Raw genomic sequence first — 17,649 nt, forward strand, 5'->3', positions numbered from 1 at the left:
ATGTGCGGAGCAGACCGCTCCGAACGGCGCGCTGCACTCGCTGCGGACGAGCGCGCAGAACTGGACTGGCTGCGGACCGAGAACACGCTCCTGCGCACCGAACGGGATGCGCTGCTGCGCATCGCCACCGAATTCGCCCAGGACGCAGGTTTTCTCCGCGGCGCAGCCGACGACACCAGCGTAGCCAACGACATCGGCGCAGCCAACGACATCGGCACTGCCGCGGCACGCGGCGGCAACCACGAGGACGCAACCATGGACACTTCACGCGATCAACAGGTATGGCTCACGCGCCCCGCCTACGAGCGGCTTCGCCTCGAGCTGGCGACGCTCCGCGGCGAGCACAGCACCATTCCCGACTCGGAGGCGAGCGGGGAGACCGGGCCGACTCCTGAATACATCACCGACGCGAACCGTCGGCACACCCGGATCCAGCAGATCCTGGACATGCTCAACCGCGCAGTGGTCGGCGAGAGCCCACCGGACGACGGAGTCGCCGAACCCGGCATGGTCCTCACCGTGCGGTTCGACGACGAGGACGACACCGAGACGTTCCTGCTCGGTACGCGCGCGGGCGAAGTCGACGACGACATCGAGGTGTACTCGCCCGACTCGCCGCTCGGGGCGGCTCTGATCGGCGCTCGGCAGGGCGACGTGCGCAGCTACGGCGTGCCCAGCGGCGCAACGGTGCGCGCAACCCTCGTGCGCGCTGTGCCGTACGCCGCCGGGGGTTCCGAGTTCGGCTGAGGCGGTCTTTGCGCCGGGAAAGGGTGCGACGAGGAACGACTCGGCGCATCAGTCGCGGATGAGGCCGCGCGTGCGGGCGGTGGCGAGCGCGGCGGTGCGGGACTCGACGCCGAGCTTGTCATAGATGTGCACGAGGTGGGTTTTCACCGTCGCCTGGCTGACGTACAGGCGGCGGCTGATGTCGGCGTTGGACAGTCCCTGCGCGAGGAGGTTGAGCACGTCGAGCTCCCGGCGGGACAGGGCGGTGTCCGGTTGGCGCATGCGGTGCACGAGGCGGTCGGCGACGGTGGGCGCGAGCGCCGAGCGACCCGAAGCGGCTGCGCGCACGGCCGCGGCGAGCTCGTCGGGCGGCGCGTCCTTGAGCAGGTAGCCGGTGGCGCCCGCCTCGATCGCGGCGAGGATGTCCGCGTCGGTGTCGTAGGTGGTGAGCACGAGCACCTGGGGCGATTCGGACCGGGCGACGATCGCCGCGGTGGCGTCCCCGCCGTGCATCCCGGAGCCGAACTGCAGGTCCATGAGCACGACGTCGGCGACGCCCTGGCCGGCGAGTTCCACCGCGCGTTCGGCCGTGTCGGCCTCGGCGGTGATGCGGAAGTCCGATTCGGCTTCCAGCACGGCGCGCAGCCCGGCCCGAACGACGGGGTGGTCGTCCGCGAGCAGCAGCCGGATCGGGGTGTTCATGACGAGGGCTCCGCGGTTCGCTGCTGGAGGGGGAAGGTCGCGGCGAGGACGGTTCCACCTCCCGGTTCGGATTCGACGGTGAGCGCGCCGCCGAGCGAGGCGGCACGGGCCCGCATGGCGGCGAGTCCGAAACCGGCCTCGTCGCCGCCGTCCGCTCCTGCCGGCCCGGGGTCGAAACCGGTTCCGTCGTCGAGGACGTCGAGCGTGATGCTGTCGTCCATGTAGGTCAGAGTGACCTCGGCGCGGCTGGCCCGCGCATGCGCGACGGTGTTGGCCAGGGCGGACTGCGCGATCCGCAGCAGCGCCACCTCGACGGGGCGGGCCACCGCCGCGGCAGCGCCGCTGAGGTGGAAGTGCACGGCCAGTCCGGATCGTTCGCCGGTCGTGGTGCACAGGCGGCGCAACGCTGCCGGCAGCGAGCCGTTGTCGAGGTCCGGCGGGGACAGGTCGCGGACGAACTGCCGGGCTTCGGCGAGGTTTTCCTGCGCGGTCTGCCGGGCCCGCTGCACGTGGCCGGTAGCGGTGCCGGCCTCGTCGGGCAGGGCGCGTTCAGCAGCGCGCAGCAGCAGTTGGATGCTGGACAGCCCCTGGGCGAGGGTGTCGTGGATTTCCCGTGCGAGCCGTTCGCGTTCGGCGAGAACCCCCGCGGTGCGTTCGGCTTCGGCGAGATCGCTGCGGGCGGTGTCCAGCTCGTCGAGCAGCCGCCGCCGGTGTTCGCTCTCGCGGTACAACGCCTGGTAGGCGAGCACCGTGGCCACGGCCACGGCAGCGCCGATGATCGGCCCGATCGCCGCAGCAGGAGTGAAACCCTCGGCGTGCCAGGTGAATCCGGCGATCGCCGCGAGGGTGCTCGCGGCGACGGCGGCCACACCGGCACCCAGCGGCAGCAGGTGCAGTTGCAGGAAGAACAGGGGGAACGCGATCCACACGCCGTCCGGGGTGAGCACCAGCAGCACGACCCACGCTGCACCCAGCACGGCCAGCCAGACCGCGGCGGCCCGGCGTGATCGGCTGATGCGCGGCAGCGCCGGTCCGGCCGCGTAGAGCACCCCCGTGCCGACCGCCGCGGAGATGACGGCCGAGGTGTGCGCTGCGCCGCTGAGCACGCTGCGCAGTGCGACGAGCGCGAGCAGCGCCGCCATGAGCAGGTGCAGGCACGCGCGCACGATCCGCAGCGGCCGCGTCAACGTTTCCGGGTGCACAACACCCCTACCGTACCGCGGCAGCGGCCGGTCGCATCAACCGAAAGGTTGAGTTCTGCGGGCATCTCGTGACGTGCGCGAACGCATCCCGAGTGCGATGGCGCAGCCCCTCCGCGCTGCGAAGGTGGTCCTCGTCGACACCACCGCGCAGGAGGTAGAAAAACAGTGTTCGTGGCATGGAGAGATCTGCGTTTCGCCAAAGGGCGGTTCGCCCTCATGGGCACCGTCGTGGTGCTGATGACGCTGCTGGTCGGGTTGCTCTCGGGGTTGACCGCCGGCCTGGGACGCGACAGCACCTCGGCCATCACCGGCCTGCCGGCCGATCACCTCGCTTTCGCCGAGCCAGCGGCGGGCCAGACGCCGTCGTTCACCGAATCGAGCGTCGAGGAACCGGTGTGGCGGGAGTGGGCGGACGTGCCCGGAGTCGAGCACGCCGACCCGCTGGGCATCACCAGGGGGAAGGCCACGGTCGGCGAGCGCACCGCCGGGGTCTCGGCGTTCGGGACCGCCCCGGACGCGTCGCTGGCACCGCAGGCGAACCAGATCGCCCCGGGGTCGGCAGTGCTGTCCACCGGTGCGGCGGAAGACCTCGACGCGCGCACGGGGGAGACCGTCACGCTCAACGGGCAGGAGCTGCGGGTGGCCGCCATCGCCGGGGACGACTCCTACAGCCACTCGCCGGTGATCTGGACCGGTCTCGACGACTGGCGGCAACTGGCCCCCGGAGAAGCCGGCGAGCACGCCTCCGTGGTCGCGCTGACCACCAGCGGTGACGTGCCGTTCAACGATGCGGACGCGCGGCTGGGCACCCGGACGCAGTCGCAGTCGGACGCCCTGTCGGCGATCGAGTCCTACAGCTCGGAGAACTCCTCGCTGCAGATGATGCGCGGGTTCCTGTTCGCCATCGCAGCCCTGGTGGTGGGGGCGTTCTTCACCGTGTGGACGATCCAGCGCAGCCGTGACGTCGCCGTGCTCAAGGCGCTCGGTGCGACGACCGGCTACCTCCTGCGGGACGCGCTGGGGCAGGCCCTCGTGCTGCTCGTGGGTGGTACCGCGCTGGGCACCGCGCTCGCCGCCGGGATCGGCGCGCTGGCCACCGGCACCGTGCCGTTCGTGCTCGACGCGAGCACCCTGCTCGTGCCCGCAGGAGTGATGATCGTCCTCGGCGTCCTCGGCGCGGCGTTGTCCATCCGCCGCATCACCGCCGTCGACCCGCTCGCCGCGCTCGGCGCCTCCCGCTGAGCCCTCGCCCTCCGAGACCCACCACGCCCGCAAGGAGATCGTGACCATGAGCCTGCAACTTTCCGACATCACGCTGACCTACCCCGACGGTGACGGTCGGATCACCGCGCTCGAGGAGGTCGGTCTCGACGCCCCGGCCGGCAGCGTCACCGGTGTGCTCGGCCCCTCGGGGTCCGGCAAGTCCAGCCTGCTGGCCGTCGCCGCCACGCTGATCACCCCGGACAGCGGGGAAGTGGTCATCGACGGCACCACCGCCAGCGGTTTGAGCCAGGCCGACCGCGCGACCCTGCGTCGCACGCGGATCGGCGTGGTGTTCCAGCAGCCCAACCTGCTGGACTCGCTGACCGCCCTCGAACAGCTCCAGGTCATGGCGCACCTGGCCGGCAGCAACCCGCGCACCGCGCGGCAACGCTGTCGCGCGGTGCTCGACGAGGTGGGATTGGCCGACCACGCGCACCGGCGCCCGCACCAGCTCTCCGGTGGGCAACGCCAACGCGTGAACATCGCGCGTGCCCTGGTCAACGATCCGGCCGTGCTGCTGGTCGACGAACCCACCAGCGCACTCGACCACGAGCGCGGCGCGGCCGTCATCGACCTGCTGGTCGCCCTGACCCATCGCACGGCCGCAGCCACGGTGCTGGTCACGCACGACAGGACCCACCTGAAGGGCACCGACGCGCTCGTCGAGGTCGTGGACGGCCGTGTTCGCACCTCCGCGGCGGCCGCTCGCGACGGCGTTGCCACGTGCTGAACACGGGCCTGGCGATGTCCGGACCGTCCTCGATGCCGGCGATGCTCCGCAACCCGGCCGGCACGCTCGGCCCGCACCCGCTCGTGCCGGCCGGGCGGTCACGTGTCACGAGGAGCTGGTCAGCCGGCGGACTCCAGCCGTGCGACGCGGTCCTCGACCGCGAGGACCAGCTCGTGGTCCTCGGCCAGTTCGGGATCCAGCGCGGCGAGGGTTCGCCGTGCGCTGTCGGGTGAACCCGCGAACCCGCCCAGTTCGGTGGCGCGCGGATCCCGCACGTCCGAGCTGCGCAGGTGCAGCAGCCAGCCCGCCAGCGCCGCTACCGCGCTGTCCGCGAGCCGGCCGTGGCGACGTTCGGAACGCAGCACCGGCAGGATGCGCGCGGGGATCTTCTGCGAGCCGTCGGCGGCGATCTGCCGCAGGTCGTGCTGGATGCCGCGCGCGGCGAAGCGCTGGCGCAGGCGCTGCCGGTACTCGAGCAGGTCCTCGGTGGGCAGAGATGCGTGCCGGGAGGCGGTGTCCCACCAGGATTCCATCAGCTCCGCCAGCATCGGGTGCCGCACGGCCTGGTCGATGGTCGCGCATCCGACCGCCGGACCCGTGTAGGACAACAACGTGTGCGCACCGTTGAGGAACCAGAGCTTGCGCTGCTGGTAGGCGGCGAGGTCGTCGACGAACCGTGCGCCGGCCTTCTCCCACTCCGGCCGGCCGAGCGGGAACTCGCCGGCCAGCAGCCATTCGCTGAACGACTCGGTGACGACGGGAGCCCGATCGTCCAATCCGGTCAGCTCCGCGGCCGCGGTGAGGTCCCGGTCGGTGATGGCTGGAGTGATCCTGTCGACGACGGTGTCCACGAAGGACACCTCCGCGCTCAACCACGCGCGGAAATCCGCTGCGCAACCCGCCGCGGCGGTCTGCAGCGAGGAGCGGAGCACGGCTCCGTTGCCTGCTACGTTGTCGCAGGGCACGATCGCGAGAGGTGCGCCGCCGGCATGGTAGCGCCGTTGCAGGCCGGCGAGGATCCGCCCGAGGGCGGTGTCTTCGGCCCCACTGCGCACGTAGTAGGCGGCTTCGGTGATCGTCAGGGTCAGCAGTGCTACTTCCGGGGAGGCGAGATCGGCGAGCCACTGCTCGGTGTCACAGCCCGGATGGGCGCGGGAGATGGAATCGACGATCTCGCCCCGGTCCTCGCTCCCGCCGCGGATCTGCAACGAGTACACGCCTTCCTGCTCGGTGAGCAGGTGCGGCAGTTCGGTGCTGCGGAAGGTGTAGGCGGCGATGCCCCAGTCGGGATCGGCCGCGGTGTACACGGCCTGGTGCGCCCGGTGGAAGGCCCCCAGGCCGAGGTGCACGGCCCGTACCGGTGCGGGTGGACGGATGTTGGCCGAGGTGCGGTTGAGACGTGTCATCACAATCCGAAGGCGAGGCGGGGCTGGCGGTCGTTGAGATCGCGGATCACCTGGGCGGCGTCCTCTTCGCTGAGCACGTGCTCGGCCACGAGCCCGGCCAGGTGCGCGGCGTCGACGCGGCGGGCGGTGTCGTGCCGGGCGGGGATCGAGCAGAACCCGCGGGTGTCGTCGATGAATCCCGCGTTGCGGTAGAAGCCGGTGGTTTCGGTGACGGCGTCGCGGAACCGGTGCATGGCCCGCGGGGCGTCGAGGAACCACCACGGGGCGCCGAGGTAGACCGACGGGTAGAACCCCGCCAGGGGGGCCAGCTCGCGGGAGAACACGGTTTCGTCGAGCGTGCACACGACGGTCTGGAAGCGCGGGTGAGTGCCGAAGCGCTCCAACATCGGTTGCAGGGCCTGCGTGAACTCGGCCTGCAGCGGGATGTCGTGACCCGTGTCCGGACCGAAGCGGCGCAGCGTCTCCGGGTGGTGGTTGCGCCTGCTTCCCGGGTGCAGGGCCATCACCATCCCGTCCTCGCTGGACATGCGCGCCATTTCACCCAGGAGCTGCTGGGAGAGCAACCGCGCCTCGTCCGCATCGGCTTCGGCCGCGCGCACTCGCCGGAACAGGCGCTCGGCTTCGGCCGTTCCCAGGAACGCCATGCGTGCGTCCGGAGCGCTGTGATCGGTGGCCGTGGCACCGTTTTCCCGGAAGAACTCCCGGCGCGCTTCCAGCGCCCGGATGAGGCCGGCGTAGTCGCCGGTTTCGATGCCGCTGGCTGCGGCGAGCCGGTCCAGGGCCTCCGGCCAGCCGGGTCGCGTGGCGTCGAGGTAGGCGTCGGGGCGGAACGTCGGAACGACGCGACCGGACCACGTCGGGTCCGCGGCCAGGGCGCGGTGGTGCCGCAGGTCGTCGGCCGGATCGTCGGTGGTCGCCAGCACCGCGATGTTGAAGGACTCGTACAGCGCGCGCGGCCGGAACTCGGGCTGCTGCAGCCGGGTCGCGAGCTCGTCGAAGAGCTCGTCGGCCGTCTCCGCCGAGGGTTGGACCGCGACTCCCAGCACGTTGTGCAACTCCGACTCCAGCCACTGCCGCGAGGCCGTGCCCAGGAAAAGGTGCCAGTGAGCGCAGAAGGTCCGCCACACCTCGCGGGGTGGGGCCGGCTCGGCGCCGTCCTCGTCGCGCAGCCCCAGTTCGGGCAGCGTCACGCCGTGCGCGTGCAGCAGGCGCGTCACGTAGTGATCCGGGGTGACCAGCAGTGAAGCCGGGTCGGAGAACGGTTCGTCCGCGGCCAGCAGGCCTGGATCGACGTGCCCGTGCGGGCTGACCAGGGGCAGGGCGTGGACGTCGTCGTAGAGGCGGCGCGCGATGCCCCGCTGCGTCGGCTCGGCCGGCAGGAGGCGGTCGGGGTGCGGTGCGAGGGAAGTGCGGCCGGAGCGCGGCAGATGCGTGGCGTGGGAGCTGTGGTGCTTGCGCCCGCCGTTCGAGCGCGCCGCAGGAGTGGTTGCCGTGCCGTGGTCCATACGCGGCAGGATCGCGGCCGCGGACCGGCGGGTGCAATCAGTTGCCATGAGTTGTCATGCCCGCGGAGGGGCCGTGGAGGCGCGTGTGACGAGGTGCGCGTCGAACAGCGCCGACGGGGGCGGTGGGGCGTGCTGGCCGAGCTGCGCGTGCAGGGTGTCCACGGCGCTCTTGCCCACGCGTTCGGTGGGTCCGGCGATCGTGCTCAGCGCCGGCGCGGTCAGATCAGCGCCGAAGATGTCGTCGCACCCGATGAGGCTGAAGTCGGCGGGCACGGTGACTCCGGCCGTCTGCAGGCACCGCAGCGCGCCGATCGCGATGAGGTCGTTGTAGGCGATCGCCGCCGTGCAGCGCTGCAGGATCAGGGCATCCGCGGCTTCCTGGCCGCCTTGGCGGGTCGGTGTGTGCGGACCGAGCAGCTCCGCCCCGACGCCGAGGGCGGCGGACTCCTCGCGCACGGCTTGCCAGCGCACGCTGTTGATCCAGGAGTTGCGCGGTCCGGACAGGTAGGCGATGCGGCCGTGCCCGAGGGCCGCGAGGTGGCGCACGGCTTTGCGCATCCCGCCGGCCGTGTCCACGACCAGGCTGGGAACCCCTTCGACGTCGCGGTTGACCATGGCCAGCGCGCGGTGTTCGGCGAGCTGGTGGATGACCTCGTCGGACAGGCGCGATGTCGCCAGGATCGCACCGCTGGTGGCCGCCAGGAGCTGCCGCAGGTTGTTCACCTCCACGCGCGGCGACTCGTCGCTGTCGATCAGAGCGAGCGTGTAGCCCTTCTCCAGTGCCCGGGCCTGGGCGGCTTTGATCAGAGGTGCGTAGTACGGATTGGCGATGTCGGTGACGACCAGCGTGATCGTCCGCGCCCGCCCGGCAGCGCCCGCGCGGGCCAGCGGCCTCGGGGTGTAACCGATCTCGTGCGCGGCGGCGCGGACCTTCTCGCGCGTCCTCGGGTTGACCCGGTTCGGCTGGGAGAAGGTGCGGGAGACCGTGGATGCGGCGACCCCGCAGTGCCGGGCCACGTCGTAGATCGTCGGTCCGGAGTGGTCCATGCCGGCCTCCCGTCGAAGACAACAAATGACAACTGATTGCCAGGTTACGGGCTGGACCCTACGTTGAGTCGACCACGCGCTCTGCACGACATCACGAATCTCGATCACCACCGCGCCTTTTCGGATCACGCATCCGGATCGGCGCGTCCGCCGCGCACGAACGCGCGTCACCGCGGTGAGATGGCTTGTCGACGGGCACGAGCAGCGACACGTGACGGGCTGCGCATCACCGAGTTGCAGAAGGGGGAGCGACGATGCTTCGACCCAGTGCCAATGCCTGGCGGGACCGGTTCAGCCTCGACGGGCTCTGGCGGTTCGCGGTCGACCGCGACGGCGCCGGCCGCGAGCAGGGCTGGTGGCGGGATCCGTTGCCCGGGCGCACCGAAGTGCCGGTGCCAGCCAGCTACAACGACCTGTTCGCCGACTCCGCGGTGCGGGACCACGTCGGTGACGTCTGGTACCAGACCGCGGTGCACGTGCCGGCGCGGTGGGATGGTGAGCGGATCGTGCTGCGGTTCGACGCCGCCACGCACCGCGCGGTGGTGTGGGTCGGTGAAACCCGGGTCGCCGAGCACGAGGGCGGCTACACGCCCTTCGAGGCCGACGTGACCGACGTGGTGGCGGTGGGCGCCGAAAACCGGATCACCGTGGTCGTCGACAACAGGCTCTCCTGGGAGTCGATCCCGCCGGGTTACGTGGAGCAGACGCCGGACGGCCCGCGGCAGCGCTACTACCACGACTTCTTCAACTACGCGGGCCTGCACCGGTCAGTGTGGTTGTACACGACGCCGCCCGCCCGCGTTGACGACGTCACGGTCGTGACCGGGCTGGAAGGTGCGCGCGGCACCGTCGACTACGAGGTGGCCACCGCCGGCGGCGCAGCTGCGCTCGAGGTGCGGGCCGTGCTGCGCGATGCCGGTGGGACCGAGGTCGCCCGCGCGGACGGCACCGCGGGCAGGCTGGTCGTCGACGAGGTGCACCCGTGGCGTCCGGGGGAGGGCTACCTCTACGCGCTGACCATCGAGCTGTGGTGCGGGGGTGAACAACTCGACGCCTACGTGCTCAACGTCGGTGTGCGCACGGTGGAAGTGCGCGGCACCGAATTCCTCATCAACGGCGAACCGTTCTACTTCACCGGCTTCGGGATGCACGAGGACCACCCGGTGCGCGGCAAGGGGCACGACGACGCGTCGATGGTCCACGACTTCGCGCTGCTGGACTGGGCCGGTGCGAACTCGCTGCGGACTTCGCACTACCCGTACGCCGAGGAGGTCCTCGACTACGCCGATCGCAACGGGATCGTCGTCATCGACGAAACCGCTGCGGTGGGGCTGAACCTCGGTGTGGCGGGCGGCATCCTCGGTAGCGTGACCAAAACCACGTTCTCCGAGGAAACCATCGGGGAGGCGACCAGGCGCACCCATCGGCAGGCGATCCGCGAGCTGGTGGACCGGGACAAGAACCACCCGAGCGTGGTGCTCTGGAGTATCGCCAACGAGCCGGAGTCGGACACCGAGGAAGCAAGGAAGTACTTCGAGCCGCTGTTCAGCGAGACCCGGCAGCTCGACCCCTCCCGGCCGGTCGGGTTCGTCAACGTGATGATGGCGCCGGCCGACAGGTGCGTGGTCACCGAGCTGGCCGACGTCGTGATGCTCAACCGCTACTACGGCTGGTACGTGCACTCCGGTGATCTCGCCGCTGCCGAACGCGGTCTCGAGGAGGACTTGAACGGCTGGGCGAGCCGGCACGACAAACCGATCATCATCACCGAATACGGCGCCGACACCGTCGCAGGCTTGCACGCGGCCCCCTCGCAGCCGTGGACCGAGGAGTACCAGGTCGAGGTCCTGGAGATGTCGCACCGCGTCTTCGACCGGATCGCTGCGGTGACCGGCGAGCAGGTGTGGAACTTCGCGGACTTCGCCACCGGCGCCGGGTTCGCCCGCGTGCAGGGGAACAAGAAGGGCGTGTTCACCCGGGAACGCCATCCCAAAGCCGCCGCGTTCGCCCTGCGCCGCCGCTGGCGCGAACAAGGCTGACTCCGCCCCGTCCGCTCGGAGATGTCCGGAGGAGTCGCCATGAAACTCCGCACCAGCCAACTGTTCGGCTACGCGGCCGGGGATGCGGGCAACAACCTGGCCTTCTCGATGGCCTCGATGTTCCTGCTGCTGTACTACACCGATGTGGCCGGGATCCCGGCCGCGGCGGCGGGGACGATCTTCCTCGTCGTGCGGATCTGGGACGGCGTCGGCGATCTCATCGCCGGCCGCCTCGTGGACAAGACCTCCAGCCGGTGGGGCAAGTTCCGGCCGTGGCTGCTGTTCGGCCCGGTTCCGCTGCTGCTGCTCAGCGTCGCGGTGTTCTGGACGCCGGGCTGGGAGTTGACCGGCAAGTTGGTCTACGCTTACGTGACCTACGCTGCGTTGGCGATGGCCTACAGCCTGGTCAACATCCCGTACGGCTCATTGGCCGCGGTCATGACCCAGGACCCCGTCGAGCGGTCCAAGTTGGGCACCGCGCGGTCGATGGGTTATGCGGCGATCACCCTGATGCTGGCCCTCGTCGTCTCACCGCAGATCGAGAGTTCCGAGGACCTGCAGTTCTCGTTGACCCTGACCACTTCGGCCTTCGTGCTCGTCGGCTTCGGGCTCTACCTGTTCACCTTCTTCACCGCCCGGGAGGTCGTGCCCCGCCAGAACGAGCACGTCAGCCTGAAGCACAGCCTGATCACGCTCAAGCAGAATCGCCCGCTGATCCTGCTGTGCGCGAGTTCGCTGGTCTTTCTGGGCGCCCTGTTCTCGTTGCAGACGATCGGTGTCTACTACGCCCGGGACGTGCTCGGGAACGCGAACCTCTACATCGCCATCACGATCGCGAAGACCGGCACGATGTTCCTGGCGTCCGCGCTGGTGCCGTGGATCGTACGCACGGCCGGCAAGAAGCCGGGATTCGTCGGAGGGGCGGTCGTGGTGATCTGCGGTTGTTTCGGGATCACGTTCGCGCCGGCTTCGATGCCGGCCGTCGCGATCGGGTGCTTCGTGGTCTGCGGTTTCGGGCTCGGGGTGGTCAGCACTCTGCTGTGGTCGCTGGAAGCGGACACGGTCGAGTACGGCGAGTGGAAGACCGGTGCGCGCACCGAAGGAGTGACGTACGCTGTGTTCTCCTTCGTGCGCAAGGTCGGCCAGGCCGTCGGCAGCGCCGCGGCGTCGTACGCCATCGGGCTGGCCGGCTACGTCGGTGGTGCCGCGGTGCAGAGCGAATCCGCCCTGTGGGGCATCCGGGCCGCAGCCGGCATCGTGCCCGCTGCCCTGGGCGGCATCGCCATCGTGATCATGCTGGCCTATCCGCTCACCGAGGAACGCTTCCGCGAGATCACCGCGGACGTGGCGCAGCGCCGCGCCGAGCAAGGCAGCACATCAGGGGCTTCCGCGCCCGGGCCGTGAGCCAGCGTCGCGGCCGGGAGCAGATCCGAGCCCGGTGTGCCTCGCGGTGTCCGCGGGTACCAGCCCGCACACCGGGCACCGGCCGCGTCGTGATCCGGTCGGGCCTTGCCCGTCGTCCGTTTCGACACGAGGAGAAAGCAGTGCGCATCGAGAGCGCAGACGTCATCATCACCAGTCCTGGGCGCAACTTCGTCACGTTGAAGATCACCACCGACGACGGTGTGGTCGGCTGCGGCGACGGCACGCTCAACGGCAGGGAGCTGGCGGTGGCCAGCTACCTCGAGAACCACGTGGCCCCCCTGCTGGCGGGGCGCGATGCGCACGCCATCGAGGACACGTGGCAGTACCTCTACCGCGGCAGCTACTGGCGGCGGGGTCCGGTGACGATGGCCGCGATCGCCGCCGTGGACACGGCGCTGTGGGACATCAAGGCCAAGGTCGCCGGGCTGCCGCTGTACCAGCTGCTGGGAGGGGCGAGTCGGCAGCGGTGCTTGGTCTACGGCCATGCGAGCGGCCAGGACCTGCATGAACTGTTCGATTCGGTGCGCCAGCACCTGGAGGAGGGGTTCCGCGCGATCCGCATCCAGACGGGCGTGCCGGGGCTGGACTCGGTGTACGGGGTCGCTTCCAGCGCGGCGGGCTCGGTCGGTGCGGACACCCGCTACGACTACGAACCTGCGCGCCGGTCCGCGCTCCCCACCGAGGAGACGTGGGACACGCGCTCCTACCTGCGCCACGTGCCGTCGGTGTTCGAGGCGGTGCGCAGCGAGTTCGGTGACGAGATCGCACTGCTGCACGATGCCCACCACCGGCTGGCCCCCATTCAAGCGGCCAAGTTGGGCAAGTCGTTGGAGCCCTACGATCTCTTCTGGCTCGAGGACGTCACGCCGGCCGAGAACCAGCAAGCCCTGCGGTGGGTGCGCCACCACACCACGACGCCGCTGGCGATCGGAGAAGTGTTCAACACGATCTGGGACTACCAGCACCTGATCTCGGAGCAACTCATCGACTACGTCCGCTCACCGGTCACGCATGCCGGTGGGATCACCAGCGTGCGCCGGATCATGGATTACGCGGCGATGTACCAGATCAAATCGGGCATGCACGGGCCGACCGACGTTTCGCCGGTCGGCCTGGCCGCGGCGGTGCACCTCGACTTGGCGCTGCACAACTTCGGCATCCAGGAATACATGGTGCACAGCGAGCAGACCCGCGAGGTGTTCGGGCCGACGCACGAGTTCGCCGAAGGTGGCCTGCGCCCGAGCGAGGAGCCGGGGCTGGGCATCCACTTCGACGAGGAGTTGGCGGCGAAGTACCCGTACGAAAGGGCCTACCTGCCCGTCAACCGGCTGCAGGACGGAACGGTCCACGACTGGTGAGCACAGCACCTTCTGGAGGCCGACTGGTTCGGCGGCCAGCTCGGTGACCGCGGTGCTCGTACGCGAAACGGGTGGACGCGCGGAACAGCGCGACCGAGTTCGCGCGTTGACAGCCGTGATCGAGCGTGCTTGACTGCGTCAACGTCGAAATACTGACCGATCGGTCGGTATGTGACGAGCGTCCGCGGATCAGGTTTCCGTGCCTGCCGTTTTCGAGGTGAGGGGAGCGGGTGTGGACCCCGGGAAGGTGAGTCGCCGGAGCACGTTGGCCGCTGCCGCCGCGCTGGGTGTTTCCGCGGCCGTCGCCCCGGCTTCCGGTGCTGCGGATCGCCGGTCGCTGGGCGGGGGAGTCACCGTGGTTCGGGACACGTGGGGGACTCCGCACATTTACGCGGCCGACCGCCACGGCCTGTTCTACGGGTACGGGTACAGCATCGCCGAGGACCGGTTGTTCCAGCTCGACATGGCGCGGCGCACCTTCACCGGACGCGTGGCGGAAGTGCTCGGCCCGGACTGGGTGGACCACGACGTGTCGGTGCGCTCCGATGTGGACACTGCAGCGGTGCGTGCCCAGTACGACGGGTTGTCCCGGCAGGACGGGGAGATCTTCGAGGGTTATGCCGACGGGGTCAACGCCCGCATCGGCGAGGTAATGGCCGAGGCCGACTCCTCGCTGCCCAAGGAGTACGGTGACAGCGGTTTCCACCCCGCCACGTTCACCGGCTTGGACGTGGTGATGATCTTCGTGGGCACGATGGCGCACCGCTATTCGGACGCCACCTCGCAGCCCGAGAACCTCGACACGCTGCAGGAACTGGTGCAGCAGCACGGCGAGCGGAAGGGCCGGCTGCTGTTCGACCAGATCGTCTGGCGTGACGACCCCGATGCTCCGACGACGGTCCCCGCTCCGGAAGCGCAACACCGCGGTTTCCCGCGGACCGCCGCGGCGATCGACGCTCGGCAGGTGCGGATTCCGGCCATCGGCGTTGCCCCCGCGGCCGCGCCGCGGACGAGCGCTGACATGCCCCCTGCGCACGCTGCAGCCGCGGGACTGGCCGCTGAGGGGGATCCGTCGACAGGTCGTGCGCGCTTCAGCAACGCGTGGTTGATCGGTGGGTCCAAGACCGCCTCCGGCGGTGCGATCCTCGTCAACGGGCCGCAATTCGGTTTCTTCCAACCCGCCTACACCTACTCGGTCGGTTTGCACGGCGCGGGTTTCGACCTCGTGGGGAACACCCCCTTCGGGTACCCGGCGATCCTGTTCGGGCACAACGGTCACATCGCCTGGGGAGGCACCGCGGGCATGGGCGCGACCACCGACGTCTTCGCCGAGCAGCTCAACCCGGACGATCCGCACGAGTACCTGTTCAACGGCTCTTACCGGCAGATGGACGCGCGCACCGAGACCATCGCCGTGCGCGGGCAGGAAGCGGTGGAGACGACCGTGCACACCACTGTGCACGGCCCGGTGATCGCCAGCGATCCGGAACGGGGCGTGGCCTACAGCAAGAAGCGGTCCTGGGCCGGGCGCGAGCTCGAGTCCCTGCTCGGTTGGATCGACTCCACACGTGCCCGCTCGTGGTCGCAGTGGCTGCAGCAAGCGGCCCGCAACGCGACCACGATCAACTGGTACTACGCCGATCGCCGCGGAAACATCGGCTACGCGCACACGGGCGCGTACCCCAGGCGCCATCCCGATGCCGACCCCCGCCTGCCCGCTTCGGGTGCCGGTGACATGGAATGGCAGGGGCTGCAACCGTTCTCGTGGAACCCGAAGGTCTTCAACCCGGAGCAGGGCTTCCTCGCCAACTGGAACAACAAACCCGCCCCGGGCTACGAGGGCTCGGGCCCGTGGGCCGCGGCCGACCGGGTCCGCGAGATCAACGACCGGCTGGCGGGGCGTTCCGGGATCACCCCGCAGCAGGCGTGGCAGGTCATCCGGGAGACCTCGTTCGTCGACGTCAACGCGCGCTATTTCGTCGAGCACCTGAGCGCCGCCGTCGTCGACCTGCCGCCGGAGTCGGCGGAGTCCCGGGCCGTGGAGCTGGTGCGTTCCTGGGACCGCGCCAACGTCGACAGCGACGGCGACGGCCGCTACGACCACCCCGGCGGGTTGATCGTGCGGCGGTGGTTGGAACGCATGCTCGAGCACACCCTGGCCGGCGAGCTGCCCCCGCGCACGTACCAGCGCTACGCCGACGCCGGATACCCGGACTCCAGCGAGGGCCTCGCCTCGCTCAACGTCCAACCGGGTACGCAGCTGCTGCACCACGCCCTGCTGGGAGCCGACGCCGGGGTGGAGCAGCACGTCGACCTCTTCGGCGGGCGCGATCCGCACGCAGTGGTCCGCGAGGCGCTCACAGCAGCTCTGGAAGACCTGCGCGCGCAGCACGGTCCGGACATGCGGGTGTGGCGCGCCCCGGTCGTGCCGGCCACGTTCGGCACGAGCAACTTCGCCGGGGTGCCGCAAGCCGCATCGGGAAGGGCCGTCGAGGAAGGCGTCTTCGCCAACCGCGGTAGTGAGAACAACATGATCAGCCTCGAGCCGGACCGCGTGGAGGCGGTCGAAGTGGCAGCGCCCGGCCAGAGCGGGTTCGTCGCCCCGGACGGGTCGACCGGGCCGCACTACCGCGACCAGCTGGGGCTGTTCTTCGATTTCGGCAGCAAGCCGGTGTGGCACAGCCGCGCGGACGTGCTCGCGCACCGCGAATCGATCCGCATCCTGCGGGATTGAGCACTGTGGACACCCCGGTGCCGTGGGCCCGGAGCGGTCGCGCCTGCGTCCCTCCGTCCCGGACGTGCTCGCGGGGGCGCCGCCCCGCTGCTTCGCGTGTGCGGGCAGCGGGACGGCGACCTCACCCGAACTGTGCCTCGCGGGCCTCGCACCATTCAGCGGTGATCGGCGTGCGGCACAGCGGTGTGGGGTCGGCGGTTGCGGCTGGCAGCACCGCGGCCGCGGCCGCGGTGAGCGCGATGGCGGGAAGCGTCATCGCCGCGACGATCCGCCGGTGGGCGGGGCCGGAACGTGCGGACGGGCTGACCAGACGTCGCACGCGGTCCAGCACGTCGGATCCGGTAGCGGGCAGGGCGGTCTTGTGCACGCCAGCTGGTTCGGGGGCGGGGGTCGCCATCGTGGCGAGGGCTCGGGCGACCGTGTGCCTGCCGTGCCGGTTGCCGGCGTGGTCGTCGGCGAGCCACTCGACGAGGCGGGCGATTTCACCGGGAGTGGCTCGCAGGAGGGGTACGAAGGGGAACGCTCGGGCCAGGACCGATGCCCAGGCCGTGCAGAGGTGGTGCCTGCCGCGCAGGTGCGCCTGCTCGTGGGCGATGACCGCGTCGAGTTCGCGCTGCTGGAGTCCGCGCAGCACGCCCGTGGTGACCACGATCGCTCCGTTGCGCCCCGGTACGCAGTACGCCGCCAGCGCGGAGTCGTCCACCACGCAGATCCGCTGCTCCTCGTGGTGCGCGCTCTCGGTCCGGTTGCACACCACGCGCCGGTGCGAGTTCCGCTTCCTCCGGTTGTGGTGGGCCTGCCGCGCAGCGACGGCTGCCAAGCGCAGGACGACGGCCAGCGAGCCCGTCAGCGCGATGGCGGCCGGGGCGTCGGCCAGCGTGTGCACGCCGAGGATGACCTGCACGGCGCGGAGGCAGGCGTGCAGCAGCCCGGCCAGTCCGAGACCACCGGAGAGTTGCGCGGTGGCGGCGAGTCCGATGCTGAGCACCGCGACGATCCAGGATGTGGGCAGGGCGACCCCGAACACGAGGCCGAGCCGCGGTGCGGCTCGTTGCCAGCGCCGGCAGGCGCGCATCAGCTGCGGGCCGAACACGGCCAGTCCCGCGACGTAGGCGGACAGGCCGAGCAGCAGCGACGTCATCGTTCCTCCGGAGGAGTGGCTTCGGACAGCAGCTCCCGCAACAACGTCGCCTCGTCCTCGCTGATCTCGTCGACGAACTTCAGGAACGTGGCGCGGGTGCTGTTGCTGGAGGCCAGCGCCTCCCGCATGAGGGATGCAGCGTGATCGCTGGATTGCACGCGCGGGCTGTAGAACCAGACGCGTCCCAGCCGTTCGCGGTCGACCCACTGCTTGCGGTGGAGGTTGTCCAGGACGGTGGCCACCGTGGTGTAGGCGAGGTCGCGATCGCGCAGATCGTCGAGCACCTGCCGGACGCTCAGGGCGGCGTCGCTGTTCCACAGCAGGGTCATCACCGCTGACTCGAGCGGGCCGAGACTGCGCATTGAGCACCC

At 70.3% G+C, this 17,649-nt stretch carries 14 protein-coding genes; 7 read left to right on the plus strand and 7 right to left on the minus strand.

Annotated elements, in window-relative coordinates; genetic code table 11:
• The gene (locus tag ACVGV2_RS08745) at nucleotides 1-747 is read left to right on the plus strand and encodes a GreA/GreB family elongation factor (protein WP_459165545.1); all 747 of its coding nucleotides are present in this window, start codon (nucleotides 1-3) and stop codon (nucleotides 745-747) included.
• Between the two features lie 48 nt (nucleotides 748-795).
• Here ACVGV2_RS08745 and ACVGV2_RS08750 read toward each other — a convergent pair whose 3' ends face one another.
• Entirely contained in the window at nucleotides 796-1,428 is a 633-nt protein-coding gene (locus ACVGV2_RS08750; protein WP_459165546.1) for a response regulator, read from the minus strand.
• On the minus strand, nucleotides 1,425-2,570 hold the full coding sequence (locus ACVGV2_RS08755; protein WP_459165930.1) for a sensor histidine kinase: 1,146 nt from the start codon (nucleotides 2,568-2,570) through the stop codon (nucleotides 1,425-1,427). Before ACVGV2_RS08755 ends, ACVGV2_RS08750 begins: the two co-directional genes overlap by 4 nt.
• A gap of 225 nt (nucleotides 2,571-2,795) precedes the next feature.
• Here ACVGV2_RS08755 and ACVGV2_RS08760 point away from each other — a divergent pair, with 225 nt between their 5' ends.
• Entirely contained in the window at nucleotides 2,796-3,872 is a 1,077-nt protein-coding gene (locus ACVGV2_RS08760; protein WP_459165547.1) for an ABC transporter permease, read from the plus strand.
• A 46-nt stretch (nucleotides 3,873-3,918) separates the two neighbouring features.
• Nucleotides 3,919-4,623: an ABC transporter ATP-binding protein gene (locus ACVGV2_RS08765; protein WP_459165548.1), complete on the plus strand. Its 705-nt coding sequence runs from the start codon at nucleotides 3,919-3,921 to the stop codon at nucleotides 4,621-4,623.
• Nucleotides 4,624-4,742: 119 nt separating this feature from the next.
• On the opposite strand, the gene ACVGV2_RS08770 is transcribed toward ACVGV2_RS08765, so the two are convergent.
• Genes ACVGV2_RS08770 through ACVGV2_RS08780 form a run of 3 tightly spaced genes read right to left on the minus strand, consistent with a single transcriptional unit; the run spans nucleotide 4,743 to nucleotide 8,581 of the window.
• Complete coding sequence (locus ACVGV2_RS08770; protein ID WP_459165549.1) at nucleotides 4,743-6,029, minus strand: mannitol dehydrogenase family protein; 1,287 nt, start codon at nucleotides 6,027-6,029, stop codon at nucleotides 4,743-4,745.
• Complete coding sequence (gene uxaC / locus ACVGV2_RS08775) at nucleotides 6,029-7,534, minus strand: glucuronate isomerase (RefSeq protein ID WP_459165550.1); 1,506 nt, start codon at nucleotides 7,532-7,534, stop codon at nucleotides 6,029-6,031. The genes ACVGV2_RS08770 and uxaC overlap by 1 nt, the downstream gene beginning before the upstream one ends.
• A gap of 54 nt (nucleotides 7,535-7,588) precedes the next feature.
• Nucleotides 7,589-8,581, minus strand: coding sequence for a LacI family DNA-binding transcriptional regulator (locus ACVGV2_RS08780; protein WP_459165551.1), 993 nt, complete (start codon nucleotides 8,579-8,581; stop codon nucleotides 7,589-7,591).
• Nucleotides 8,582-8,835: 254 nt separating this feature from the next.
• On the opposite strand from ACVGV2_RS08780, the gene uidA reads away from it, so the two are divergent.
• The 4 genes from uidA (at nucleotide 8,836) to ACVGV2_RS08800 (ending at nucleotide 16,137) form a co-directional block, all read left to right on the plus strand.
• The gene (uidA, locus tag ACVGV2_RS08785) at nucleotides 8,836-10,620 is read left to right on the plus strand and encodes a beta-glucuronidase (RefSeq protein WP_459165552.1); all 1,785 of its coding nucleotides are present in this window, start codon (nucleotides 8,836-8,838) and stop codon (nucleotides 10,618-10,620) included.
• A gap of 39 nt (nucleotides 10,621-10,659) precedes the next feature.
• Nucleotides 10,660-12,024: a glucuronide transporter gene (gene uidB / locus ACVGV2_RS08790; protein WP_459165553.1), complete on the plus strand. Its 1,365-nt coding sequence runs from the start codon at nucleotides 10,660-10,662 to the stop codon at nucleotides 12,022-12,024.
• Between the two features lie 140 nt (nucleotides 12,025-12,164).
• A complete protein-coding gene (gene manD / locus ACVGV2_RS08795; RefSeq protein ID WP_459165554.1) occupies nucleotides 12,165-13,403 on the plus strand; it encodes a D-mannonate dehydratase ManD in 1,239 nt (412 codons plus the stop codon).
• Between the two features lie 232 nt (nucleotides 13,404-13,635).
• Nucleotides 13,636-16,137, plus strand: a complete 2,502-nt coding sequence (locus ACVGV2_RS08800) for a penicillin acylase family protein (protein ID WP_459165555.1) — start codon at nucleotides 13,636-13,638, stop codon at nucleotides 16,135-16,137.
• Nucleotides 16,138-16,258: 121 nt separating this feature from the next.
• Here the strand turns inward: ACVGV2_RS08800 and ACVGV2_RS08805 are convergent, their stop codons facing one another.
• Entirely contained in the window at nucleotides 16,259-17,278 is a 1,020-nt protein-coding gene (locus tag ACVGV2_RS08805; RefSeq protein WP_459165556.1) for a M56 family metallopeptidase, read from the minus strand.
• Nucleotides 17,275-17,640: a BlaI/MecI/CopY family transcriptional regulator gene (locus ACVGV2_RS08810; RefSeq protein WP_459165557.1), complete on the minus strand. Its 366-nt coding sequence runs from the start codon at nucleotides 17,638-17,640 to the stop codon at nucleotides 17,275-17,277. The genes ACVGV2_RS08805 and ACVGV2_RS08810 overlap by 4 nt, the downstream gene beginning before the upstream one ends.
• Nucleotides 17,641-17,649 lie beyond the last annotated feature (9 nt).

The sequence above is a fragment of the Bounagaea algeriensis genome, assembly GCF_054491375.1.